The organism is Streptomyces sp. UNOB3_S3, assembly GCF_020740895.1.
In the GTDB taxonomy this organism is placed as follows: Bacteria; Actinomycetota; Actinomycetes; order Streptomycetales; family Streptomycetaceae; genus Streptomyces.
In genome coordinates this window covers 1-20,314 of record NZ_JAILXP010000099.1, presented here as the reverse complement: position 1 = coordinate 20,314, position 20,314 = coordinate 1, and the positions used below count along the sequence as shown (strand labels likewise).

General features: G+C 72.7%; 16 protein-coding genes and 1 riboswitch. Of the genes, 5 read left to right on the top strand and 11 right to left on the bottom strand.

Annotated features, from left to right (window positions below):
- Positions 1 to 49: 49 nt before the first annotated feature.
- On the bottom strand, positions 50 to 637 hold the full coding sequence (locus tag K6I33_RS13625; protein ID WP_229351399.1) for a DUF5998 family protein: 588 nt from the start codon (positions 635 to 637) through the stop codon (positions 50 to 52).
- Between the two features lie 55 nt (positions 638 to 692).
- A complete protein-coding gene (locus K6I33_RS13620) occupies positions 693 to 3,737 on the bottom strand; it encodes a bifunctional GNAT family N-acetyltransferase/acetate--CoA ligase family protein (RefSeq protein WP_229351397.1) in 3,045 nt (1,014 codons plus the stop codon).
- Between the two features lie 153 nt (positions 3,738 to 3,890).
- Here K6I33_RS13620 and K6I33_RS13615 point away from each other — a divergent pair, with 153 nt between their 5' ends.
- Positions 3,891 to 4,172, top strand: coding sequence for an HPr family phosphocarrier protein (locus K6I33_RS13615; RefSeq protein WP_126916446.1), 282 nt, complete (start codon positions 3,891 to 3,893; stop codon positions 4,170 to 4,172).
- A gap of 227 nt (positions 4,173 to 4,399) precedes the next feature.
- Here the strand turns inward: K6I33_RS13615 and K6I33_RS13610 are convergent, their stop codons facing one another.
- The 4 genes from K6I33_RS13610 to K6I33_RS13595 form a co-directional block, all read right to left on the bottom strand.
- Positions 4,400 to 5,116 carry a GntR family transcriptional regulator gene (locus tag K6I33_RS13610; protein WP_229351394.1) on the bottom strand — a complete coding sequence of 239 codons (717 nt, stop codon included), beginning with the start codon at positions 5,114 to 5,116 and terminating at the stop codon, positions 4,400 to 4,402.
- 191 nt (positions 5,117 to 5,307) lie between these two features.
- Positions 5,308 to 6,111: a M23 family metallopeptidase gene (locus K6I33_RS13605; protein ID WP_229351391.1), complete on the bottom strand. Its 804-nt coding sequence runs from the start codon at positions 6,109 to 6,111 to the stop codon at positions 5,308 to 5,310.
- A gap of 12 nt (positions 6,112 to 6,123) precedes the next feature.
- Positions 6,124 to 6,278: riboswitch (cyclic di-AMP (ydaO/yuaA leader) on the bottom strand.
- A 224-nt stretch (positions 6,279 to 6,502) separates the two neighbouring features.
- Complete coding sequence (locus K6I33_RS13600; RefSeq protein ID WP_229351405.1) at positions 6,503 to 7,870, bottom strand: pitrilysin family protein; 1,368 nt, start codon at positions 7,868 to 7,870, stop codon at positions 6,503 to 6,505.
- A 41-nt stretch (positions 7,871 to 7,911) separates the two neighbouring features.
- The gene (locus K6I33_RS13595) at positions 7,912 to 9,261 is read right to left on the bottom strand and encodes a pitrilysin family protein (protein WP_229351402.1); all 1,350 of its coding nucleotides are present in this window, start codon (positions 9,259 to 9,261) and stop codon (positions 7,912 to 7,914) included.
- A 222-nt stretch (positions 9,262 to 9,483) separates the two neighbouring features.
- Here K6I33_RS13595 and K6I33_RS13590 point away from each other — a divergent pair, with 222 nt between their 5' ends.
- Positions 9,484 to 11,940, top strand: coding sequence for a DNA topoisomerase (ATP-hydrolyzing) subunit A (locus K6I33_RS13590; protein WP_229351389.1), 2,457 nt, complete (start codon positions 9,484 to 9,486; stop codon positions 11,938 to 11,940).
- A 126-nt stretch (positions 11,941 to 12,066) separates the two neighbouring features.
- Here K6I33_RS13590 and K6I33_RS13585 read toward each other — a convergent pair whose 3' ends face one another.
- A complete protein-coding gene (locus K6I33_RS13585; protein WP_229351387.1) occupies positions 12,067 to 13,134 on the bottom strand; it encodes a GTP-binding protein in 1,068 nt (355 codons plus the stop codon).
- A gap of 163 nt (positions 13,135 to 13,297) precedes the next feature.
- On the opposite strand from K6I33_RS13585, the gene K6I33_RS13580 reads away from it, so the two are divergent.
- The gene (locus K6I33_RS13580) at positions 13,298 to 14,236 is read left to right on the top strand and encodes a sucrase ferredoxin (RefSeq protein WP_229351385.1); all 939 of its coding nucleotides are present in this window, start codon (positions 13,298 to 13,300) and stop codon (positions 14,234 to 14,236) included.
- Here K6I33_RS13580 and K6I33_RS13575 read toward each other — a convergent pair.
- Genes K6I33_RS13575 through K6I33_RS13565 form a run of 3 tightly spaced genes read right to left on the bottom strand, consistent with a single transcriptional unit; the run spans position 14,220 to position 17,045 of the window.
- On the bottom strand, positions 14,220 to 15,263 hold the full coding sequence (locus K6I33_RS13575) for an ABC transporter substrate-binding protein (RefSeq protein ID WP_229351383.1): 1,044 nt from the start codon (positions 15,261 to 15,263) through the stop codon (positions 14,220 to 14,222). The genes K6I33_RS13580 and K6I33_RS13575 overlap by 17 nt on opposite strands.
- A 56-nt stretch (positions 15,264 to 15,319) precedes the next feature.
- Complete coding sequence (locus K6I33_RS13570) at positions 15,320 to 16,186, bottom strand: ABC transporter permease (protein ID WP_229351381.1); 867 nt, start codon at positions 16,184 to 16,186, stop codon at positions 15,320 to 15,322.
- Positions 16,176 to 17,045 (bottom strand): ABC transporter ATP-binding protein, encoded by an 870-nt coding sequence (locus tag K6I33_RS13565; protein ID WP_229351380.1) that lies wholly within the window; start codon positions 17,043 to 17,045, stop codon positions 16,176 to 16,178. Before K6I33_RS13565 ends, K6I33_RS13570 begins: the two co-directional genes overlap by 11 nt.
- 243 nt (positions 17,046 to 17,288) lie before the next feature.
- On the opposite strand from K6I33_RS13565, the gene K6I33_RS13560 reads away from it, so the two are divergent.
- On the top strand, positions 17,289 to 18,929 hold the full coding sequence (locus tag K6I33_RS13560) for a sensor histidine kinase (RefSeq protein ID WP_229351379.1): 1,641 nt from the start codon (positions 17,289 to 17,291) through the stop codon (positions 18,927 to 18,929).
- Positions 18,926 to 19,603 carry a response regulator gene (locus K6I33_RS13555; protein ID WP_229351378.1) on the top strand — a complete coding sequence of 226 codons (678 nt, stop codon included), beginning with the start codon at positions 18,926 to 18,928 and terminating at the stop codon, positions 19,601 to 19,603. The genes K6I33_RS13560 and K6I33_RS13555 overlap by 4 nt, the downstream gene beginning before the upstream one ends.
- Positions 19,604 to 19,618: 15 nt before the next feature.
- On the opposite strand, the gene K6I33_RS13550 is transcribed toward K6I33_RS13555, so the two are convergent.
- Positions 19,619 to 20,314, bottom strand: a 696-nt coding sequence (locus K6I33_RS13550) for a response regulator transcription factor (RefSeq protein ID WP_238491565.1), incomplete at its 5' end; no start/stop codon positions are given.

The window sequence follows — 20,314 nt, the reverse complement described above, 5'->3', positions numbered from 1 at the left end:
CACTTCGCCACGGCGGGCCAGGCCTGGCCCGCCGTGGCGAAGTGGGACATCAGCGGGCGGTCGCCGCGGTGGCCTCGGAGAGCGCCTGGGCGAAAGCCAGGGTCTGGCGGACGGTGTCCGGGCCGTCGCCCGCCTCGCTGACCCGCAGGCTGAGGTCGTCGGCGGTGGAGGAGCCGGTGTAGCCGTGGTCGGCGTCGCAGTTCGGGTCGCCGCAGGCGGCGGGCTCGAGGTCGATGCGGGAGACCGCGCCCCAGCCGATGGTCAGGACGACCTCGCGGGGCAGGGTGCCCGGGGTGTAGGCCTCGGGGTTGGCGACGACGCGGCTGAGCACCACCGAGGAGATCCGGTCGAGCTTCACGGACTCGGTGGAGGTGGTGGCGTAGGGCGACGGGGAGGTGCCGTCGGCGGCCTGCTCGTCGGTGTGGCTGACGATGAATCGGGTACCGGTGAGGACGAGCACCGTGACATGGCGGCGCACCTCGTTCGAGTCGAACGTCGTCTCCTGGTGGACCAGGTACGACACGACCGGCTCACCGCCCACGGCGGCCTCCACCGCCTCGGCCACGAGGGCCGGGTAGTAGCCGCTGCGCTCGATGGCCGCGCGCAGCCCCTGGGTCGTCGTACCGGTCTTCGCCATACGCCCATCCTACGGGGCGTACGGGGTCCGGCTGCCGCCGATCCCCGGCCAGGGCTCAGTACAGGGGCAGACTCCGCGGCCCCAGGTCCGAGCGGGCCGGAGGCGGGGCCAGCCGGATGGTCGCGCCGAGGACGCGCACCCCGCGCTGGGCGACGATCACCGGCTCCAGATCGGCGCCCACGACCTCCGGATGGTCGTCGACAAGGCGCGAGACCCGTAGCAGCAGCTCTTCCAGGGCCGCGGTGTCCACGGGGGCGGAGCCGCGCCAGCCGAAGAGCAGGGGCGCGGTGCGCACGGAGCGGATGAGCTCGGCGGCGTCCCGGTCGGTGGCCGGGACGAGACGGTGGGCGATGTCCCCGAGCAGCAGGGACGGCGCGCCGGCCAGCCCGAAGGAGAGCACGGCGCCGGCGGTGGGGTGGATGGCGGCGCGCACGACGGTGTCGACGCCGCGCGGCGCCATGGACTGCACGACGAGGCTCAGCTCCTCGGGCTTGCCGAGCAACTCGGTCAATTCCGCGTACGCGCGGCGCAGTTCCGCCTCGCCGCCGAGGTCGAGACGGACCCCGCCGAGATCGGCGCGGTGGCGGAGATGGGGCGCGGTGGGCTTGAGGGCCACGGGGAAGCCGAGCCGCCGGGCGGCGTCCACGGCGCTGTCGGGGCCGGGCGCGGGCAGGGCGGGCAGCACGGCGATGCCGTAGCGGGCGAGGAGGCGCTGGGTGTCGGGGGCGGAGAGCGTCACGGCGCGCGGGGCGACAGCGCCGTGGGCCTTGAGCAGGACGTCGATGTCGGCGGCGGCGCCCTCTTCGTCGATGTCGTCGTACTCGGGCACGCGCCCGGGCACGGCGACGTCGCGCCGCCACCGCGCGTAGCGCACGGCCTCGGCGAGCGCCCGCACGGCCCGCTCGGCGGCGGGGTAGGCGGGTATCCGCACGGCGGGATCGCCTGCGGCTGGGCCTGCCGCTGGGCTCGGGGCGGATCCGGGGGCGCCATCACCGGCAGTGGGCGACGGGCCCGCCTCGTCGGCGGGCCCCGCCGGGGTGCGGCTCGGACGCGTGCCGGGGGCGGCGCCCGCGGCGGCGGCTTCCGCCGCGACGGTCCCCGCGGCGGCGGGCTCCCCCGGCGTGGCCCTCCGGCCGGCGGTCCCACCGCCCATGGCGGGCGGCCGCTCTCCGGCCGTGGGGCCGGGGCTCCCGGGCAGCGAGCCCGTCGGACCCCCGGCCGAGGGCGCCACGCCGATGGGATCACCGGCATCGTGGCCGGCGTGGGCCGGGGCCGGGGCCGCCAGGGCCTCGGCCAGGCCCGGGATCTCCAGGTGGACGACCACCACCGGCTTCGCGGTGGGGGCCGTCGCGACGGCCTCGCGCAGGGCGGTGGCGAGGTCGGCGGCGGAGGTGTCGCCGACCCAGGGAATGGCGGTGACGGCCACGGCGTCGCAGGCCCGGTCGGCCAGGGCGGCCGAGAGCGCGGCGCGGAAGTCCGCCGGGGTGGCGGACGTGGTCAGGTCGCGGGGCAGCAGGGGCCGCAACCCGTCCGTGAGGCAGGCGTCGTACGTGAGCAGGGCGAGGGACTCGGAGTTGCCGAGGATCGCGACGCGGGGGCCCTCCGGCAGTGGCTGGGAGGCGAGGAGCAGTCCGGTGTCGGCCAGCTCGGTGACCGTGTCGACGCGGATGACGCCGGCCTGGCGCAGCAGGTCGGAGACCGTGGCGTCGGGGATGCGGGTGGAGGGCACGGCGTGGCCGGTCGGGGCGGCGGCGCCGTGCCGGGCGCCCTTGACGACGACGAGCGGCTTGCGGGCGGCCGTCCGTCGCGCGAGGCGGGCGAACTTCCGCGGATTGCCGATGGATTCCAGGTACATCAGGACGACGTCCGTGTCGGGGTCGTCGTGCCAGTGCTGGAGGAAGTCGTTGCCGGAGACGTCGGCGCGGTTGCCCGCGGAGACGAAGGTGGAGATGCCCACGAGGCCGGCCGCCCGCCGGTGGAGCCCGGAGAGCAGGGCGATGCCGATCGCGCCGGACTGGCTGAACAGCCCGACCCGCCCGGCGGCGGGCAGCTCGGGGGCGAGGGAGGCGTTGAGCCTGACGGCCTCGGCGGTGTTGATGAGGCCGAAGGAGTTGGGGCCGATGACGCGCATGCCGTACGAACGGGCCTGGCGGACCAGCTCGCGCTGGCGGGCGCGACCCGTCCCCCCGCTCTCGGCGTACCCGGCGGTGAGCACGACGAGCCCCTGGACACCGTGCTCGCCGCAGTCGGCGACGACGGCGGGGACCTCCTCGGCGGGCACGGCGACGATCGCGAGGTCCACCGGCTCGGCGATGCCGAGGACGGAGCGGTGGGCGGGGACGCCCTCGGGCTCCAGGCGCGAAGGCGCCTCGGGGAAGGCGCGGTTGACCGCGTACGTCCGCCCGGTGAAGCCACCGGCGACGATGTTGCGCAGCACGGTGCGGCCCATGCCGCCGGGCTCGCGGCCGGCGCCGACGACGGCGACGGAGCGCGGCGTGAGCAGGCGCTGCACGGAGCGGGCCTCGGCGCGCTGTTCGCGGGCGCGCTGCACGGCGAGGGAGGCGTCGGTGGGTTCCAGGTCGAGGCCGAGGCGGACGACGCCGTCCTCGAAGCTGCGCTTCTGTGTGTAGCCCGCGTCCGTGAAGACCTTGATCATCTTTGTGTTGGCGGGCAGCACCTCGGCGGCGAAGCGCCGGATCGACCGCTCGCGCGCGACGGCCGCGATGTGTTCGAGCAGGGCGGAGGCGACGCCGCGGCCCTGGTGGGCGTCCTGGACGAGGAAGGCGACCTCGGCCTCGTCGCCCGGGGGGATGCGGTCGTAGCGCACGGTGGCGATGAACTCGTCGCCCACGATCGCGGCCAGGCCCACCCGGTCGACGTAGTCGTGGTGGGTGAAGCGGTGGACGTCCCGGTCGGAGAGGCGGGGGTAGGGGGCGAAGAAGCGGTAGTACTTGGACTGGTCCGACACCTGCTCGTAAAAGCTGACCAGCCGTCCCGCGTCGTCGGGCGTGATGGGGCGGATGTGGGCGATGCCGCCGTCGCGCAGCACGACGTCGGCTTCCCAGTGGGTCGGGTACGCGTGCTCGGACGGCGTCTGCATGGGCCCAGCGTAAGGCCGGGTACCGACAGTGGGCCGGTGCCGCCCGGCCCACGCGGCGCGACCGGAGGGCCCTGGTGGGGCGCGCGCACGGGGCACCGCGCACCCCGTGCCACAATGGTCTAGACAACCAATATCGACTTGAAGGGCAACACCATGGTTGAGCGCCGCGTAAACGTCGGCTGGGCCGAGGGCCTGCACGCCCGGCCCGCGTCGATCTTCGTCCGTGCGGCGACCGCCGCCGGCGTCCCCATGACGATCGCCAAGGCGGACGGCAACCCCGTCAACGCCGCTTCCATGCTCGCCGTGCTGGGCCTGGGCGCCCAGGGTGGCGAGGAGATCGTCCTCGCCAGTGAGGCGGAGGGGGCCGAGGCCGCGCTCGACCGTCTGGCCAAGCTCGTCGCCGAGGGGCTCGAGGAGCTCCCGGAGACCGTCTGATCCACCGGCCCGCCACCCCGACCGGGCGGGACCGCGTGGCGGGGCCGCGGCAGCCGACTGAGGCCGCCGCGGCCCCGTCGTCATATCCGCGTGTCCGCGTACCGGCGTGTCCGCGGGCTTTTTCACACGCCGTGCGCGCCGCTCTCCGCAGACGCGCACGGCGTGCCTCGGGCCGGGGACCGCCACGAATTCCCGGCCGCTATTCCTCCAGGAATAGCGGCCGCTTGTTAAGAACGGACGCCCGCCGTGTTTACGGGCTGTTTCGGCGGGGGGACGTTCTCGCCGCCGGTCCGCCGCAGCAGGAATTCACCGGGGGAACGACCGGCCCGTACCGCGGCCAGCTCCCGGGCGCGCTCCACGTCCCCGCGGGCCACCGCGTCCACCAGCGCCCCGCACGCCTCCCAGGTCTCCAGCGGCCGGACCACCGGCCCCGGGGCGTACACCCAGGCGATCTTGCGGCGCAGCTGGGTCAGGAGCCCGGCGACCGAGGGGCTGCCGGACGCCTGGGCGAGCGTCTCGTCGAACCAGTCGCCGAGCTGGCGCAGCTCGCCGCAGCGGCCCGCGCGGGCCCGCTCCTGACCGAGTCTGACCAGGCCCCGCAGCACCTTGAGATGGGCCTCGGAGCGCCGCTGCGCGGCCTTGGCCGCGCCCAGCGGCTCCAGCAGGGCCCGGATGTCGAGGAGGTCGGCGGCCTCGCGCTCGGTCGGTTCGGCGACACAGGCGCCGGCGTGCCGGCGGGTGGTCACGAAGCCCTCGGAGGCGAGGGTGCGCAGCGCCTCGCGCACGGGCACCCGTGAGACGCCGTAGCGGCGGGCGAGGATTTCCTCGATAAGCCGGCTGCCCGGCGGGAATGCGCCGGAGACGATGTCGTCGCGGATGGCGGTGCACACCGCGTGCGTGGAAATACGACGGCTCTCGCGCGGCCCTTCGCCGTCGCCGCTCACGTACGGCCCCGCATGGGTCTACCTCCGCCTCATGCCTCAATCCCCGTGCAGCACGGCCGATTGACGTCCGTTCGGCGACTCTATGGCAATCCCGGGCGTTTTCCGATGGTGCCGCCGTTTCATGGATATTTTTTGGCCAACACGAAGGCCCCGGCCGGGGGCCGGGGCCTTTCGGAAGTCGTCGCGCGTCGTTACAGGTTGACGCCGTGCGCGGCCATGTAGGCGACCGGGTCGATGTCCGAGCCGTAGGTGGGCGCCGTGCGGGCCTCGAAGTGCAGGTGCGGGCCGGTGACGTTGCCGGTGGCGCCGGAGAGGCCGATCTGCTGGCCCGGGGTGACCGTCTGGCCAACGGAGACGTCGATGGAGGACAGGTGGCCGTACTGGGTGTACGTGCCGTCGGCCATCTTGATGACGACGTTGTTGCCGTAGGCGCCGCCCCAGCCGGCCTCGACGATGGTGCCCATGCCGACGGCGTGGACGGAGGTGCCGGTCTCGGCGTGCATGTCGATGCCGGTGTGGCTGCCGGAGGACCACAGGCCGCTGGAGGCCTTGTAGGAGGTGGAGACGTAGGAGCCGTCGATCGGGCTCACGAAGGTGCCGAGGCGCTTGCGCTCCTCGTCGCGGGCGGCCTTCTCCTTGGCGGCGCGCTCCTCGTCGGCCTTGCGCTTGGCCTCCTCGTAGCGCTGCTTGGCCTGGGCGGCCTTCTCCTTGGCGCTCTCCTCGGCCTGGAGGCGGGCGGCGGCCTCGTCGGCGGCGCTGCGCTGGGACTCGGCCTGGGCGTCGACGTGCTCGGCCATGACATCACCGATGACGACGGCCTGGGTCAGGCCGGTGTCCTCGGGGCGCTGCGTGTCGTCGGAGGCGGCGAAGGCGGGGGCGGCGACACCGGCGACGACGCCTGCGGCCGTCAGGGTGGCTATGCCCGCCACGTTGGCGCTGACGCGCGCGGCGCGGCTCGGACGACGGTGCTTCCCGGTGGCACGGGTGAACGCCATGTCTTGGCTGTTCCTTTCCTTCCCTCTCGCCTACCGGGTTAGCTGACGGGTTCGGAGCAGGAAGGTCTCCTACGGATCCCTCGTGAGAGGGGCCCGATTCACCCCAGGGACGTTTGGGTCCCCGGCTCCCCTCGACTGACGCCTCGGGGACTCGGCGATGGCTGCCCGGGGCCGCGGTCGCGGCTCCGAATGGCGGGCTGCCGGGCCTGACGCTAATCGGCGTCAGATTCGAACAGCAAACAGAAGTGGGCTTTTATGACGTACGCCACACGACCAACACGCAACCACCGTCCGAAAGTGGACATAAGCGTGGCGCATGGGTCACAACGGACCCATGCGCCAACGCGGCCCCGGCGCAGCGTGGCCGCCGCGCCGGGGTGGTGAGCCGCCGTCAGGCGGGGATGACCGTCACCGGGCCGATACCCAGGGCCCTGACGGGCTCGGCGATCGTGGCGGCGTCACCGACGAGGACGGTGACGAGGCGGTCGGCCGGGAAGGCGCTCACGACGGCGGCCGTGGCCTCCACCGTGCCGGTGTCCGCGAGGCGTTCGTACAGCCGCGCCTGGAAGTCGTCCGGCAGGTACTGCTCGACCTGGTCGGCGAAGGTCGCGGCGACGGCCGCGGCCGTCTCGTACTTCAGCGGCGCGACACCGACCAGGTTCTGCACGGCGACGTCGCGCTCGGCCTCGGTCAGGCCCTCGGCCGCGAGGGTGCGCAGCACGGTCCACAGGTCCGCCAGCGCGGGGCCGGTGTTGGGGGTGTCCACGGAGCCGCTGATGGCGAGCATGGCCGTGCCCGTCCCGTCGGGGGCGGAGAGCAGCACCTGGCCGAAGGAGCGCACGCCGTAGGTGTAGCCCTTCTCCTCGCGCAGGACGCGGTCCAGACGGGACGTGAGGGTGCCGCCGAGGCAGTAGGTGCCGAGGATCTGGGCGGGCCAGGCGCTCGCGTGCCGGTCGGGGCCGGTGCGGCCGATGAGCAGCTGCGTCTGGACGGCGCCGGGCCGGTCCACGATCACGACGCGGCCGGTGTCGTCGGCGGTGACGGCCGGCACGGGCAGCGGCTCGGCGGCGGTGCCGGTCCAGACGCCGAGGGACTCCGCCAGGGTCCGGTCGAGGTCGATGCCGGTGAAGTCGCCGACGATCGCCACGGTGGTGGTGGCGGGGCGGACATGGGCCTCGTAGAAGGCCCGGACGGCGGCGGCGTCGATGCGCTCGACGGTCTCCTGGCCGCCCTGCCGGGGGCGGGACATCCGGGCGTCGGCCGGGAAGAGCTCGGCGGCCAGGGCCATGGCCGCCCGGCGGGCGGGGTTGGCCAGCTCGTGCGGGATCTCGTCCAGGCGGTTGTCCACCAGGCGCTCGATCTCGCTGTCCGGGAAGGCGGGGGCGCGCAGGGCGTCGGCGAGCAGGCCCATGGCCTTGCCCAGCCGGGAGGCCGGGACCTCCAGGGAGAGCCGGACGCCGGGGTGGTCGGCGTGGGCGTCGAGGGTGGCGCCGCAGCGCTCCAGCTCGGCGGTGAACTCCTCGGCGCTGAGCTTGTCGGTGCCCTCGGAGAAGGCGCGCGCCATGATCGTGGCGACGCCGTCCAGGCCCTCGGGCTCGGCGGCCAGCGGCGCGTTCAGCACGACGTCGACGGCGACGACCTGCTGGCCGGGGCGGTGGCAGCGCAGCACGGTCAGCCCGTTGGGGAGCAGGCCGCGCTCGGGGGCCGGGAAGGCCCAGGGGGTGGCGGTGCCGGCCTCGGGCCGGGGGTGGAACTCCATCGAGGTCTCCGCGGTCTGGGTGCTCGCGGCAACGGCGTCGCTCACCGGTCCGCCTCCTCTTCCTCGTTCTCGCCGGCGGCGTCGGTGCCGGACTGGGGCGTGGGCTCGTACACCAGCACGGCGCGGTTGTCGGGGTGCAGACGGGCCTTGGCGACCTCCTGCACCTCCCCGGGGGTGATGTCCAGGACGCGCTGAACGGCGGTCAGGGCGAGCTGGGGGTCGCCGAAGAGCACGGCGAAGCGGCACAGCTCGTCGGCGCGGCCGCTGACGGTGGCCAGCCGGTCCAGCCACTCGCGCTCCAGCTGGGCCTGGGCGCGCTCCATCTCCTCGGGCGTCGGGCCCTCGGCCGCGAAGCGGGCGAGCTCGTCGTCGACGGCGGCCTCGATCGCGGGGACCTCCACGCCGCCGGACGCCTTGACGTCCAGCCAGCCGAGCGAGGGCGCGCCGGCCAGGCGCAGCAGGCCGAAGCCGGCCGCGACGGCGGTGCGGTCGTGCCGCACGAGGCGGTTGTGGAGGCGGGAGGACTCGCCGCCGCCGAGGATGGTCAGCGCCAGGTCGGCGGCGTCGGCCTCGCGCGTGCCGTCGTGGGGCAGGCGGTAGGCGGCCATCAGCGCGCGGGAGGGCACCTCTTCGCGGACGACCTCGCGCAGCTGCTCGCCGATGGTGTCGGGCAGCCGGCCGTCGCGCGGGGGCTGCTTGCCGTCGTGCGCCGGGATGGAGCCGAAGTACTTCTCGACCCAGGCGAGGGTCTGCTCCGGGTCGATGTCGCCGACGACCGCGAGGACGGCGTTGCCCGGCGCGTAGTACGTCCGGAAGAAGGAGCGCGCGTCCTCCAGGGAGGCGGCGTCCAGGTCGGCCATGGAACCGATCGGCGTGTGGTGGTACGGGTGGCCGTCGGGATAGGCCATGGCCGTCAGCTTCTCGAAGGCCGTGCCGTAGGGCACATTGTCGTACCGCTGGCGGCGCTCGTTCTTGACGACGTCGCGCTGGTTCTCCATCGACTCGTCGTCGAGGGCGGTGAGCAGCGAGCCCATCCGGTCCGCCTCGAGCCACAGGGCCAGCTCCACCTGGTGGGCGGGCATGGTCTCGAAGTAGTTGGTGCGCTCGAAGCTCGTGGTGCCGTTGAGCGAGCCGCCGGCGCCCTGGACCAGCTCGAAGTGGCCGTTGCCCTTGACCTGGGCCGAGCCCTGGAACATCAGGTGCTCGAAGAGGTGGGCGAGGCCGGTACGGCCCTTGACCTCGTGGCGCGAGCCGACGTCGTACCAGAGGCAGACCGCGGCGACGGGGGTCAGGTGGTCCTCGGAGAGGATCACCCGCAGGCCGTTGGCCAGGCGGTGCTCGGTCGCTGTCAGGCCGCCGGAGCCGGCCTGTTGCGTGGCCGTGTGACCCATGGGCATGTACGTCCCTTCGATCTCTTGAGATCCCGCGGTGCCTCGCGACGACTCGCGTGATGAACAGTCCTGTCACTGTATGCAAGCGCGCTGACATCTGGCGAAGTTCCCGAACCGCCGGGGATGCCCCGGACGGGTCGCGGTCGGCGTTGTCGGTGGCTCGGTCCACAATGGTCCGCGTCAGAACCGCCTCGGCAATCGATCGAAGGAGCAGCAGCCGCGATGGCCCGCCGCAGCACGAAGACCCCGCCGCCGGAAGAGTTCGAGGAGCGCATCCTCGACATCGACGTCGTCGACGAGATGCAGGGCTCCTTCCTCGAGTACGCCTACTCAGTCATCTACTCCCGCGCCCTGCCCGACGCCCGGGACGGCCTCAAGCCGGTCCAGCGCCGCATCCTCTTCCAGATGAACGAGATGGGCCTGCGGCCCGAGCGGGGGCACGTGAAGTGCGCCCGGGTCGTCGGCGAGGTGATGGGCAAGCTCCACCCGCACGGCGACGCGTCGATCTACGACGCCCTGGTGCGCATGGCGCAGCCCTTCTCGATGCGGCTGCCCCTGGTGGACGGCCACGGCAACTTCGGTTCGCTGGGCAATGACGACCCGCCCGCGGCCATGCGTTACACCGAGGCCCGGATGGCGGCGCCGTCGTCGCTGATGACGGAGTCGATCGACGAGGACACCGTCGACTTCGCGCCGAACTACGACGGCAGCGAGCGGGAGCCGGTGGCCCTCCCCGCCGCCTATCCGAACCTGTTGGTCAACGGCTCGTCCGGCATCGCGGTCGGCATGGCGACGAACATGCCGCCGCACAACCTCGGTGAGGTCGTCGCCGCCGCCCGGCACCTGATCCGGCACCCGGGCGCCGACCTCGACACCCTGATGAAGTTCGTCCCGGGCCCCGATCTGCCCACGGGCGGCCGCATCGTCGGCCTGAGCGGGATCCGCGACGCCTACGAGACCGGCCGCGGCACGTTCAAGATCCGCGCCACGGTCTCCGTGGAGAACGTCACGGCCCGCCGCAAGGGCCTGGTGGTCACGGAGCTCCCGTTCACGGTGGGCCCGGAGAAGGTCGTCTCCAAGATCAAGGACCTGGTCGGCGCCAAGAAGCTCCAGGGCATCGCCGACGTCAAGGACCTCACCGACCGCGCCCACGGCCTGCGCCTGGTCATCGAGATCAAGAACGGCTTCAACCCCGAGGCCGTCCTGGAGCAGCTCTACAAGCTGACGCCGATGGAGGAGTCCTTCGGCATCAACAACGTGGCGCTCGTGGACGGGCAGCCGCTGACGCTGGGCCTCAAGGAGCTGCTGGAGGTCTACGTCGACCACCGCTTCGAGGTGGTCCGCCGGCGCAGCGAGTTCCGGCGCGGCAAGCGGAGCGACCGGCTGCATCTGGTCGAGGGTCTGCTGGTGGCCCTCGTCGACATCGACGAGGTCATCCGAATCATTCGATCGAGTGAGAACGCTGCGGCCGCCAAGGCTTCACTCGTGGAGCGCTTCTCCCTCTCCGAGGTGCAGACCCAGTACATCCTGGACACCCCGCTGCGCCGCCTGACCAAGTTCGACCGGATCGAGCTGGAGTCGGAGCGCGACAGGCTCACCTCGGAGATCGCCGAGCTGACCCGGATCCTGGAGTCGGACGCGGAGCTCCGCAAGCTCGTCTCGGCGGAACTGGCGGACGTGGCGAAGAAGTTCGGCACCGACCGGCGCACGGTGCTGCTGGAGTCGGCGGGCACGCCGTCCTCGGCGGTGCCGCTGAAGGTCGCGGACGACCCGTGCCGGGTGCTGCTGTCCTCCACCGGCCTCCTGGCCCGTACGGCCACGGGCGAGCCGGTGGACGCCTCGGCCGACGCCAAGCGCGTGAAGCACGACGTGATCGTCTCGGCCGTCCCGGCGACGGCCCTGGGCGAGGTGGGCGCGGTGACCTCGGCCGGGCGGCTGTTGCGGATGCGGGTGATCGACCTGCCGCAGCTGCCGGAGACGGCGGCCCCGCCGAACCTGGCGGGCGGCGCCCCGGTGTCCGAGTTCCTGACGCTGGCGGACGGTGAGCGGCTGGTCTGCCTGACCACGCTCGACGAGTCCTCCCCGGGCCTGGCCATCGGCACGGAGCAGGGCGTGGTCAAGCGCGTGGTCCCCGACTATCCGGCCAACAAGGACGAGCTGGAGGTCATCGCCCTCAAGGACGGCGACACCGTCGTCGGAGCCGTCGAGCTGCGCACGGGCGAGGAGGACCTGGTCTTCATCACGGACGACGCCCAGTTGCTGCGCTACCAGGCCTCGCAGGTGCGGCCGCAGGGCCGCCCGGCGGGCGGCATGGCGGGCGTCAAGCTGTCGCCGGACGCGAAGGTCATCTCGTTCACGGCCGTCGACCCCGCGGAGGACGCGGTGGTGATCACGGTCGCGGGCGCCCGGGGCGGGCTGCCGGGCGCGGTCTCGGAGGGCACGGCGAAGGCGACGCCGTTCGACCAGTACCCGCGCAAGGGCCGGGCCACGGGCGGTGTGCGCTGCCAGCGCTTCCTCAAGGGCGAGGACTGCCTCGTCCTGGCCTGGGCGGGCGCCGCGCCGGCCCGGGCCGCGACGGCCACCGGCATGCCCGCCGAGCTGCCGGCCTCCGACCCGCGCCGTGACGGTTCGGGTACGCCCCTGCCGAAGCCGGTGACGGTGGTGGCCGGCCCGGTGTAGGCCCTTCCGGGCCCGGGGGGCGCGCCGACCCGACGCGCGTACCCCCGGGCCCGTACGTACCGGGCATGTACGTACGGTCAGGCCTGTACGCGTGTCAGGCCTATGCGTGTCAGGCCCGTACGCGTGTCAGGTCTGCGCGTAGCGCAGGACGCCCCACATGCTGTGCTCCTCGGCGGCCTCCGGCGCCGTGTCCCGGCAGCTTTCGAGCCCCTCCTTCAGGGCACCGGTGTCGATGCCCCTGCCGATCATCACCAGCTGTGTGGCGCGCTCCTCGGAACGCGCCCAGGGCGACCGGTAGAAGCGCAGGAAGTCGCCCACCGCGTGCAGGGTGAACTTGTCGCGGTGGCCGGTCACGCCGAAGTGGACGAAGCCCTTGACGCGGTAGAGGCCCTCGGGCCTGCTGTCGAGGAATTCCATGAGCCGCCGGGGGTTCATGGGGTCGTCGGAGCGGAACTCGACGCTCTCGTAGCCGGAGTGGAGATGGCCGGCGTGGCCGCACCCCTCCCCGCAGTGGTCACCGTGCTCGTGCTCGTCGTCGTCCGCGAGGAGGACGTCCTCGAAGGAGAGCTGGCGCACGGCCTCCAGGTGGTCCTCGCGAGGCTTGCGGTCGAAGAGCATCTCCGGGTCGATCCGCCCGTGGGAGACCGGGACGACGGGAGTGCCCGGGGCCAGCCCGGCGAGCGTCTCCAGCAGGCTGTCGCGGGTCTCGTCCCCGATCCGGTCGGCCTTGTTGAGGACCACGAGGTCGGCGATGCCCACGTGCCGGTCGAGCTCCGGGTGGCGTTCGCGCGTCGCGGAGAACTCCGCCGCGTCGACCACCTCGACCAGCCCGCCGTAGACGACGCTGTCGTTGTCGCTGGCCAGGATCATCCGGATGATCTCCTGGGGCTCGGCCAGCCCACTGGCCTCGATGACGATCACGTCGATGCGGGCCGCCGGGCGGGCCAGCCGCTCCAGGAAACCGTCCAGCTCGCTGGTGTCCACCGCGCAGCACAGGCAGCCGTTGCCCAGGGAGACCATGGAGTCCACCTGGCCGGCGACGCTCATCGCATCGATCTCGATCTTGCCGAAGTCATTGACGACCGCCCCGATCCGGGTGCCTCCGCCGCGCCGCAGGAGGTGGTTGAGCAGGGTCGTCTTGCCCGATCCGAGGAATCCCGCCAGCACGATGACCGGGATCTGTCGCTTGGCCAAGGAAAAGCCTCCATCGTCGGGTCCACTGCGGCGGACGGACCGGGATCCACCGCCCGACCCAGGATAGGAGGGCCCGGTCGATCGTCCGGATATCGTCAGCTCGTCCTACGGACGGACCGGCTTGGCGCGCAGGACCGGCCCAAGTCAGGTTAGGCTCACCTATGTGAGCACGTGCGCGACCGCCTCCCGACAGCTGACCGAGCCGCTGGCCGGTACCGCCGCACCGGCGCGGACCTGGCTTCTGATCGAGCAGCCCGGCCCGTGGGGCGCGGACGCCCTCATCTCCAGCCACCTCGACCCCGCCGTCGGCCGCGCCCTCGACGAGGCCGCCGAGGGCACCGGTGTGCGGATCGCCCTGATCCGCCGCCCGGGACGGCACGCGGACTGCCACGAGCCGTCCCGCCAGCGGATCTTCGTGGCCCACACCGCGCCCGGCCGCTCCTGGATCCGCACGACCGCCCTCACCGCCCCGGCCGCGCTGCTGGAGCTGGACCTCACGGCGCTCGGCGCGGGCGAGCACGGCGGGCTGTGGGAGCCGTACGAGGGGGATCCGCTCGCCCTGGTGTGCACCAACGGCAAGCGCGACCGCTGCTGCGCCCTGCTGGGCCGGCCGCTCGCCGCCGAGCTGGCCGCCGCGGGCGGCACGGAGGTCTGGGAGGTCACCCACATCGGTGGCCACCGCTTCTCCCCCACCCTGTTCGTCCTGCCCTACGGCTACGCCTACGGGCGGGCCACCGCGCACGCCGTCAAGGAGGCCCTGGAGGCGGCGCGCGACGGCAGGATCACCACCGCGCACTGCCGGGGCCGCTCCGCCTGGGAACGCCCCGGTCAGGCCGCCGAGCTGGCCGTCCGCGCGCTGACCGGCGAGGAGGGCGCGGACGCCCTGGACGTCACCGGGACCGAGGGGGCCGCGCCCCGCTGGTCCGTGACCGTCGCGCACACGGACGGGCGCGCCTGGCGGGTCGAGGTCGAGCAGGGCGCCTCGGCGCCGCCCCGCCCCGAGAGCTGCGGCCGGGCACTGGGCACACCGGCCCGGATGGACGTCGTCGCCGTCGTCCCGCTGGCCGCCGCCCGGCAGGCCGGGGTCAGCCGGCCTTCTTGACGAACTCCGTGGTGTAGGTCTTCGCCAGGTCCACGGAGGCGTTCTTGAGGTTCGGGTTGAAGGACTTGAGCACCTGGAGCACGGTCTTCGGCCCGTCGGCGGGCATCACACCGTCCTTGGTGAACATCGGCAGGGTGCTGCGGATCGACTTCACGTACAGGTCCTTGCCGCCCTTGGCGTAGTCGGCGGGCATCTGCGCCGCGATCTCCTCGGGGGTGTGCTCGGACATCCACTTGAGGGTCTTCACCATGGCGTTGGCGAGCTTCTGGACGGTCTCCTTGTTGCTGTTCACCCAGTCGCTGCTCATGTAGAGGCTCGACGCGGGGTAGAGGCCGCCGAGGGCCGCCTTGGAGCCCTCCGGGGTACGCATGTCGACGAGGACCTTGCCGAGGTTCTTGTCCAGGACCTGGGCGACGGTCGGGTCGGTGGTCATGCCGCCGTCGATGGCGCCCTTCTCCAGGGCGGAGAGGAAGGTCTGGCCGGCACCGACCGCCACGGGCGTCACGTCGCTGACGTCCACGCCGTTCTTCACCGCCAGGTACTTGGTGAGGAAGTCGGTGGACGAGCCGAGTCCGGTGACGCCCAGCTTCTTCCCCTTGAAGTCCTTGGGGGAGACGATGTCGCCCGCCGCCTTGGTGGAGACGACCTCCACCTCGCCCGGCGTCTGGGCCAGTTGCACCACCGACTCCACCTTCTTGCCCTTCACCTGGAGGTCGAGGGTGTGGTCGTAGAAGCCCACGACGCCCTGGACGTCACCGGAGAGCAGGGAGGTCGTGGCCTGGACGCCGGCGGGCTCGCTCAGGAGCTTGACCGTCAGGCCCTCCTGCTGGAAGTAGCCGAGGCGCTGGGTGAGCACGGCCGGCAGGTAGATGACCTTGTCCAGGCCACCGACCATGATCTTCACGACGTCCCCCTTGAGGGACTCGCTGCCCGAGGTGTCGGCCGACGACTCGTCGGCGCAGCCGGAGAGGGACAGGCACATCGCTCCGGCGACGACCAGCGCGGAGAATTTGGCGGACGTACGCATTTTCCGTGTCCTTACGGTCGGGTCGAGGGGGTGGTGCGGACGGTGCGCGGTGGGGGTCAGCGCTCGCCGGGCGCGGCGGGCTTCCAGCGGAAGAGCCGCTTCTCCACGAAGGTCAGCAGCCCCTCGGCGAGCAGGGCGACGACGGCGAGGATGACCATCGCCGCGTACACCCCTGCGGTGTTGAAGGTGTTCTGGGAAACGGAGACGAGCAGGCCGATGCCCCTGTCCGCGCCGATGTACTCGCCGACGATCGCGCCGATCAGCGCGAAGCCGAAGCTGACGTGGAGGCTGGTGAAGATCCACGAGGTGGCGGCGGGGATGACGACCTGGAGGGTCACCTGCCGGCTGCTCGCGCCCAGGATCCGGGCATTGGCGACCAGGTTGCGGTCCACCTCGCGGGCGCCCTGGAAGGCGTTGAAGAAGACGGGGAAGAACACCAGCACCACGGCCGAGGCGATCTTGGAGGCTGGCCCCAGGCCGAACCAGATCAGGAAGACCGGCGCGAGAACGATCCTGGGCAGCGCGTTGAGCACCTTGATGTAGGGGCCGAGGACGTCGGCGAGGAAGCGGACCCGGCCGAGGACGATGCCGAGGACCACTCCGGCCGTCACGCCCACAACCCAGCCGAGCAGGGCCTCGTAGAGCGTGTACGCGATCTGCTCGCCGAGCGAGCCCTGCGGGGTGCCGTGGAGGGTCCACTGGACGATCTGGTCCCAGACCTTCGACGGCATCGAGAAGTTGAAGGCGTCGATGACCTCGGTACGGGCCAGCACCTCCCAGGCGCCCAGGAGGAAGGCTAGGAGCAGGGCGCGCGCGCCGAGGACCCGCAGCTTGTGGTTGCGCGCCGCACGCGCCCGCGCTTCCGTACGCCCCTGGGAGCGCTTCTGTGTGACGACAGCGGCGGAGATGGACTCAGGCGACATGAGCGGCACCCCTTTCCCGGGTGATACGGACTTCCTCGCCGAGGGAGGACCAGATCTCCCGGTAGATCTCGATGAACCGGGGCTCCAGGCGCACGGATTCGACCCTCCGGGGGCGGGGCAGGTCGATCGGGAAGACCTCCTTGACGGTGGCCGGCCCGGCCGTCATCACGACGACCCTGTCGGCGAGCGCGATGGCCTCCTCCAGGTCGTGGGTGACGAAGACGACGGAGGCCGCCCGGCCGTCGGAGCGCGAACCGCCCCACAGCTCCAGGAGTTCGTCCGACATCAGCGCCCGGGTCTGTACGTCCAGCGCCGAGAACGGCTCGTCCATCAGCAGGATCGCCGGGTCGCCCACGAAGGTCTGGGCGAGCGCCACGCGCTTGCGCTGGCCGCCGGAGAGCTGGTGCGGATAGCGGTCCTCGAACGCCGCGAGCCCCACCCGGCCCAGCCAGTCACGGGCCCTCTCACGCGCCTCCGCCTTCGGCACTCCCCGGAAGCGCGGGCCCGCCATCACGTTCGACAGCACCGTCCGCCAGGGGAAGACCGCGTCCTGCTGGAAGACGAAGCCGACGTCGGGGCGGATGCCGGTCACGGGCTCCCCGCCCACCAGCACCTCGCCCTCGGTGGGCTCCTCCAGGCCGCTCACCAGCGTGAGGGTGGTGGACTTGCCGCAGCCGGTCGGGCCGACGACCGCCACGAACTCCCCCTGGGCGACGGTCAGGTCGAGATCGCGCACGGCCGTGTGGTCCGCCCCCGAGGGGGTGCGGAACACCTTGGTCGCTCCGCGCAGCTCGATCGCCGGCACCCCGGCCGGCCGTGGCGTGCCGCCGGGGTTCCTCCCTGGGTTGCCGCTGTTCATAGGGCGCCTCCGCTCCCGGGTGTCCGGCCCCGCTGCCCGTGCGGGGCGACCGGTGCTGGAGGCTAGAAGTGGCCTGCGCCACAGCGGCAGTCTTGTGTGCGCTGTGCGGCTTCAGCGTACGAAGCCTGTTCTGCTCGTTTTGCTCGCGATAGAACAACAAAAGTGACACGGGGGTGACACAAGAGGCCATCGTCCGGCTACGTTCGGTGCACACCCATGGCCCGGAAGCGAAAGGCTCTCTCCATGCGCCCCCGGTTGCCCCGGCGTGTCTTCGCCCAGGCCCTGTCCGTCCAGCTGCTGATCACCACCGGTGTCACCGCGCTGACCGCCGGTCTCTTCCTCGCGCCCCTGGGCGTCCAGCTGGACGAGCAGGCCGAGCGCCGGGCGCTGGCCATCGCCGAGGCGGCCGCCGCCCAGCCCGGGCTCGCCCATGACATCCTGGCCGGGCCGCCGAGCCCCGACGGACCGGTGCAGACCGCCGCCGAGCGCATCCGCCTGGCGACGGACGCCAGTTACGTCGTGGTCGTCGACACCCAGGGCATCCGCTACTCCCACACCACCCCCGCCGAGATCGGCCGGCACGTGAGCACCGACCCGGGCCCGGCCCTGGCGGGGCACGAGTGGACGGGCATCGAGAACGGCACCCTGGGCCGCTCGGCGCGCGGCAAGGTGCCGCTGCGCGGGCCGGAGGGCGCGATCGTGGGCGCCGTCTCGGTCGGCATCGCCTACGACGACGTGCGCGACGTCCTGCTGCACGCCCTGCCCGGCATCCTCACCCACGCGGGAGCGGCGCTGGCGGTCGGCGCGCTGGCGGCCCTGGCCGTCTCCCTGCGACTGCGCAAACGCACCCGCGGCATCGCGCTGTCGGAGATCTCCGCCCTCCTCGACGAACGCGAGGCCATCCTCCACGGCATCCGGGAGGGGGTGGTGGCCCTCGACCGGAAGGGCAGGGTCCGGCTCGTCAACGACGAGGCGCGGCGGCTGCTGGGCATCGGCCCGGACGCCCTCGGCCGGCCGCTGGACGCCGTCCTCCCGCCCGGCCGGACCACCGATGTGCTGGCGGGCCGGGTGACCGGCACGGACCTGCTCACCGTCCGGGACGGCCGGGTCCTGGTCGTCAACCGGATGGACACCGCCGACGGCGGCACCGTGGCGACGCTCCGCGACCGTACCGAACTCGAGCAGCTGGGCCGTGAACTGGACGGCACCCGGGGGCTGACGGAGGCGCTGCGCGCCCAGGACCACGAGCACGCCAACCGGCTGCACACCCTCGTCGGGCTGCTGGAGCTGGAGATGTACCGGGAGGCGGTCGACTTCGTGGCCGAGGTCACCGGCGCGCACCGGGCCACGGCCGAGCAGGTCACCGAACGGGTCCATGAACCGCTGGTCAGCGCCCTGCTGGTGGGCAAGAGCGCGGTCGCCGCGGAGCGCGGGGTGGCGCTGCGGGTGAGCGAGGAGTCGGATCTGCCGGGCCGGGTGGTGGATCCGGGGGACCTCGTCACCGTGCTCGGCAATCTCGTGGACAACGCCCTGGACGCCGCCGGGCGGTACCGGCCGGACGCCTTTGTGGAGGTCGGGATCCGGGCGGAGGGCACGACGGCCGTGGTCACCGTCTCCGACAACGGCCCCGGCGTCCCGCGGGAGGCCCGCGAACTGGTCTTCGCCGACGGCTGGTCCACCAAGGAGCCCGCGCCGAACCGGCCCCGGGGGCTGGGCCTCTCGCTCGTCCGGCGCCTCGCCGAACGGTACGGCGGCTCGGCCCGCGCGGGTGAACGGGAGGGGGGCGGCGCGGTGTTCACCGTGGAGCTGCCGGAGGCCCTGCACCCCTTGGTGCCGGGAACAGGGGCGTCGGGCACGCGATCCCTCGAAGGAGTGAGCAGATGATCGAGGTCCTGGTCGTGGACGACGACTTCCGCGTCGCCGAGATCAATGCCGCGTACGTCATGCGTGTGCCGGGATTCCGGGTGCGGGCCACGGCCCACAACGCCGCGCAGGCGCTGGCGCTGCTGGAGCGCGGGGGCATCGATCTGGTGCTCCTCGACCACTATCTGCCGGACGAGAGCGGGCTGTCGCTGATCCGCCGCATCCGGGAACTCGGCCATCACACCGATGTGATCATGGTCACCGCGGCCCGTGATGTCGCGACCGTGCAGACGGCCATGCGTTACGGCGCGCTCCAGTACCTGGTGAAGCCGTTCACCTTTCCGGGGCTGCGGGTGAAGCTGGAGGCGTACGCGCGGCTGCGGCGCACCCTGGAGGGCGCCGACGAGGCGGAACAGGACCAGGTCGACCGGATCTTCGGCACCCTGCGTACCGCCGCCGTCACCGCGCCCCTGCCCAAGGGGCACTCGGCGCCGACGGCCGACCTGATCCGCCGGGTGCTCTCGGACGCCTCGCAGCCGCTGTCGGCGCACGAGGTCGCGGAGCGCTCGGGGCTGAGCCGGTCGACCGCCCAGCGGTATCTCAAACGGCTGGAGGAGTCGGGCAGGCTCAGCCTGACGCTCAAGTACGGCGAGACCGGCCGGCCGGAGCATCGCTATGCCTGGTCAGGGCGGTGACGCCCCATCAGCCCGTCAGGGGACGGAGGCCTCCGGTGGGCGCGCGATGCCGTGCCGGTAGGCGTACCGCACGGCCTGGGCCCGGTCGCGCACCCCGGTCTTGGCGAAGAGGTTGTTGATATGGGTCTTCACCGTCGCGGTGCTGACCTGGAGACGGCGGGCGATCTCACCGTTGGACAGGCCCTCGGCGACGAGTGAGAGCACTTCCGCCTCACGCGCCGTCAGCCCGTCCGGGAGCTCGCGCGGAGGCCCCGGCGCCACCGTCGGACGCTGGGGCATGCCTGTGGAAAGACGCTCCAGCAGCCGCAGTTGCACCTTCGGGGACAGCCCCGCCTCCCCCGACATCACATGCTCGACGGCCCGTACGATCTCCTCCCCGCCGGCGTCCTTGGTGAGATAGCCGCGCGCCCCGGCCCGCAGCGCGGGAAAGAGCGAGTCGTCGTCGGCGTAGGTCGTCAGGATCACGACCTGGGTGGCCGGATACTCGGCACGGATCCGCCGGGTGGCCTCCACGCCGTCGCACCGCGGCATCCGCAGATCCATCAGCACCACATCGGGAGCGTGCTCGGCCACCAGCCGCACCGCTTCCAGCCCGTCCGCCGCCGCACCCACGACCTCGATCCCCGGCAGCAGCCCCAGCAGTATCACGATCCCCTCGCGCACCACGGTCTGGTCGTCGGCGACCACCACCCGCGCGGCGCGCGGGTGGTG

Coding starts and splice junctions, on each gene's coding strand:
- K6I33_RS13620 (WP_229351397.1), bottom strand. CDS start 3,737: ATGCAGACGCCGTCCGAGCACGCGTACCCGACCCACTGGGAAGCCGAC.
- K6I33_RS13560 (WP_229351379.1), top strand. CDS start 17,289: ATGCGCCCCCGGTTGCCCCGGCGTGTCTTCGCCCAGGCCCTGTCCGTC.
- K6I33_RS13575 (WP_229351383.1), bottom strand. CDS start 15,263: ATGCGTACGTCCGCCAAATTCTCCGCGCTGGTCGTCGCCGGAGCGATG.
- K6I33_RS13590 (WP_229351389.1), top strand. CDS start 9,484: ATGGCCCGCCGCAGCACGAAGACCCCGCCGCCGGAAGAGTTCGAGGAG.
- K6I33_RS13570 (WP_229351381.1), bottom strand. CDS start 16,186: ATGTCGCCTGAGTCCATCTCCGCCGCTGTCGTCACACAGAAGCGCTCC.
- K6I33_RS13565 (WP_229351380.1), bottom strand. CDS start 17,045: ATGAACAGCGGCAACCCAGGGAGGAACCCCGGCGGCACGCCACGGCCG.
- K6I33_RS13555 (WP_229351378.1), top strand. CDS start 18,926: ATGATCGAGGTCCTGGTCGTGGACGACGACTTCCGCGTCGCCGAGATC.
- K6I33_RS13595 (WP_229351402.1), bottom strand. CDS start 9,261: ATGGGTCACACGGCCACGCAACAGGCCGGCTCCGGCGGCCTGACAGCG.
- K6I33_RS13605 (WP_229351391.1), bottom strand. CDS start 6,111: ATGGCGTTCACCCGTGCCACCGGGAAGCACCGTCGTCCGAGCCGCGCC.
- K6I33_RS13600 (WP_229351405.1), bottom strand. CDS start 7,870: ATGGAGTTCCACCCCCGGCCCGAGGCCGGCACCGCCACCCCCTGGGCC.
- K6I33_RS13615 (WP_126916446.1), top strand. CDS start 3,891: ATGGTTGAGCGCCGCGTAAACGTCGGCTGGGCCGAGGGCCTGCACGCC.
- K6I33_RS13625 (WP_229351399.1), bottom strand. CDS start 637: ATGGCGAAGACCGGTACGACGACCCAGGGGCTGCGCGCGGCCATCGAG.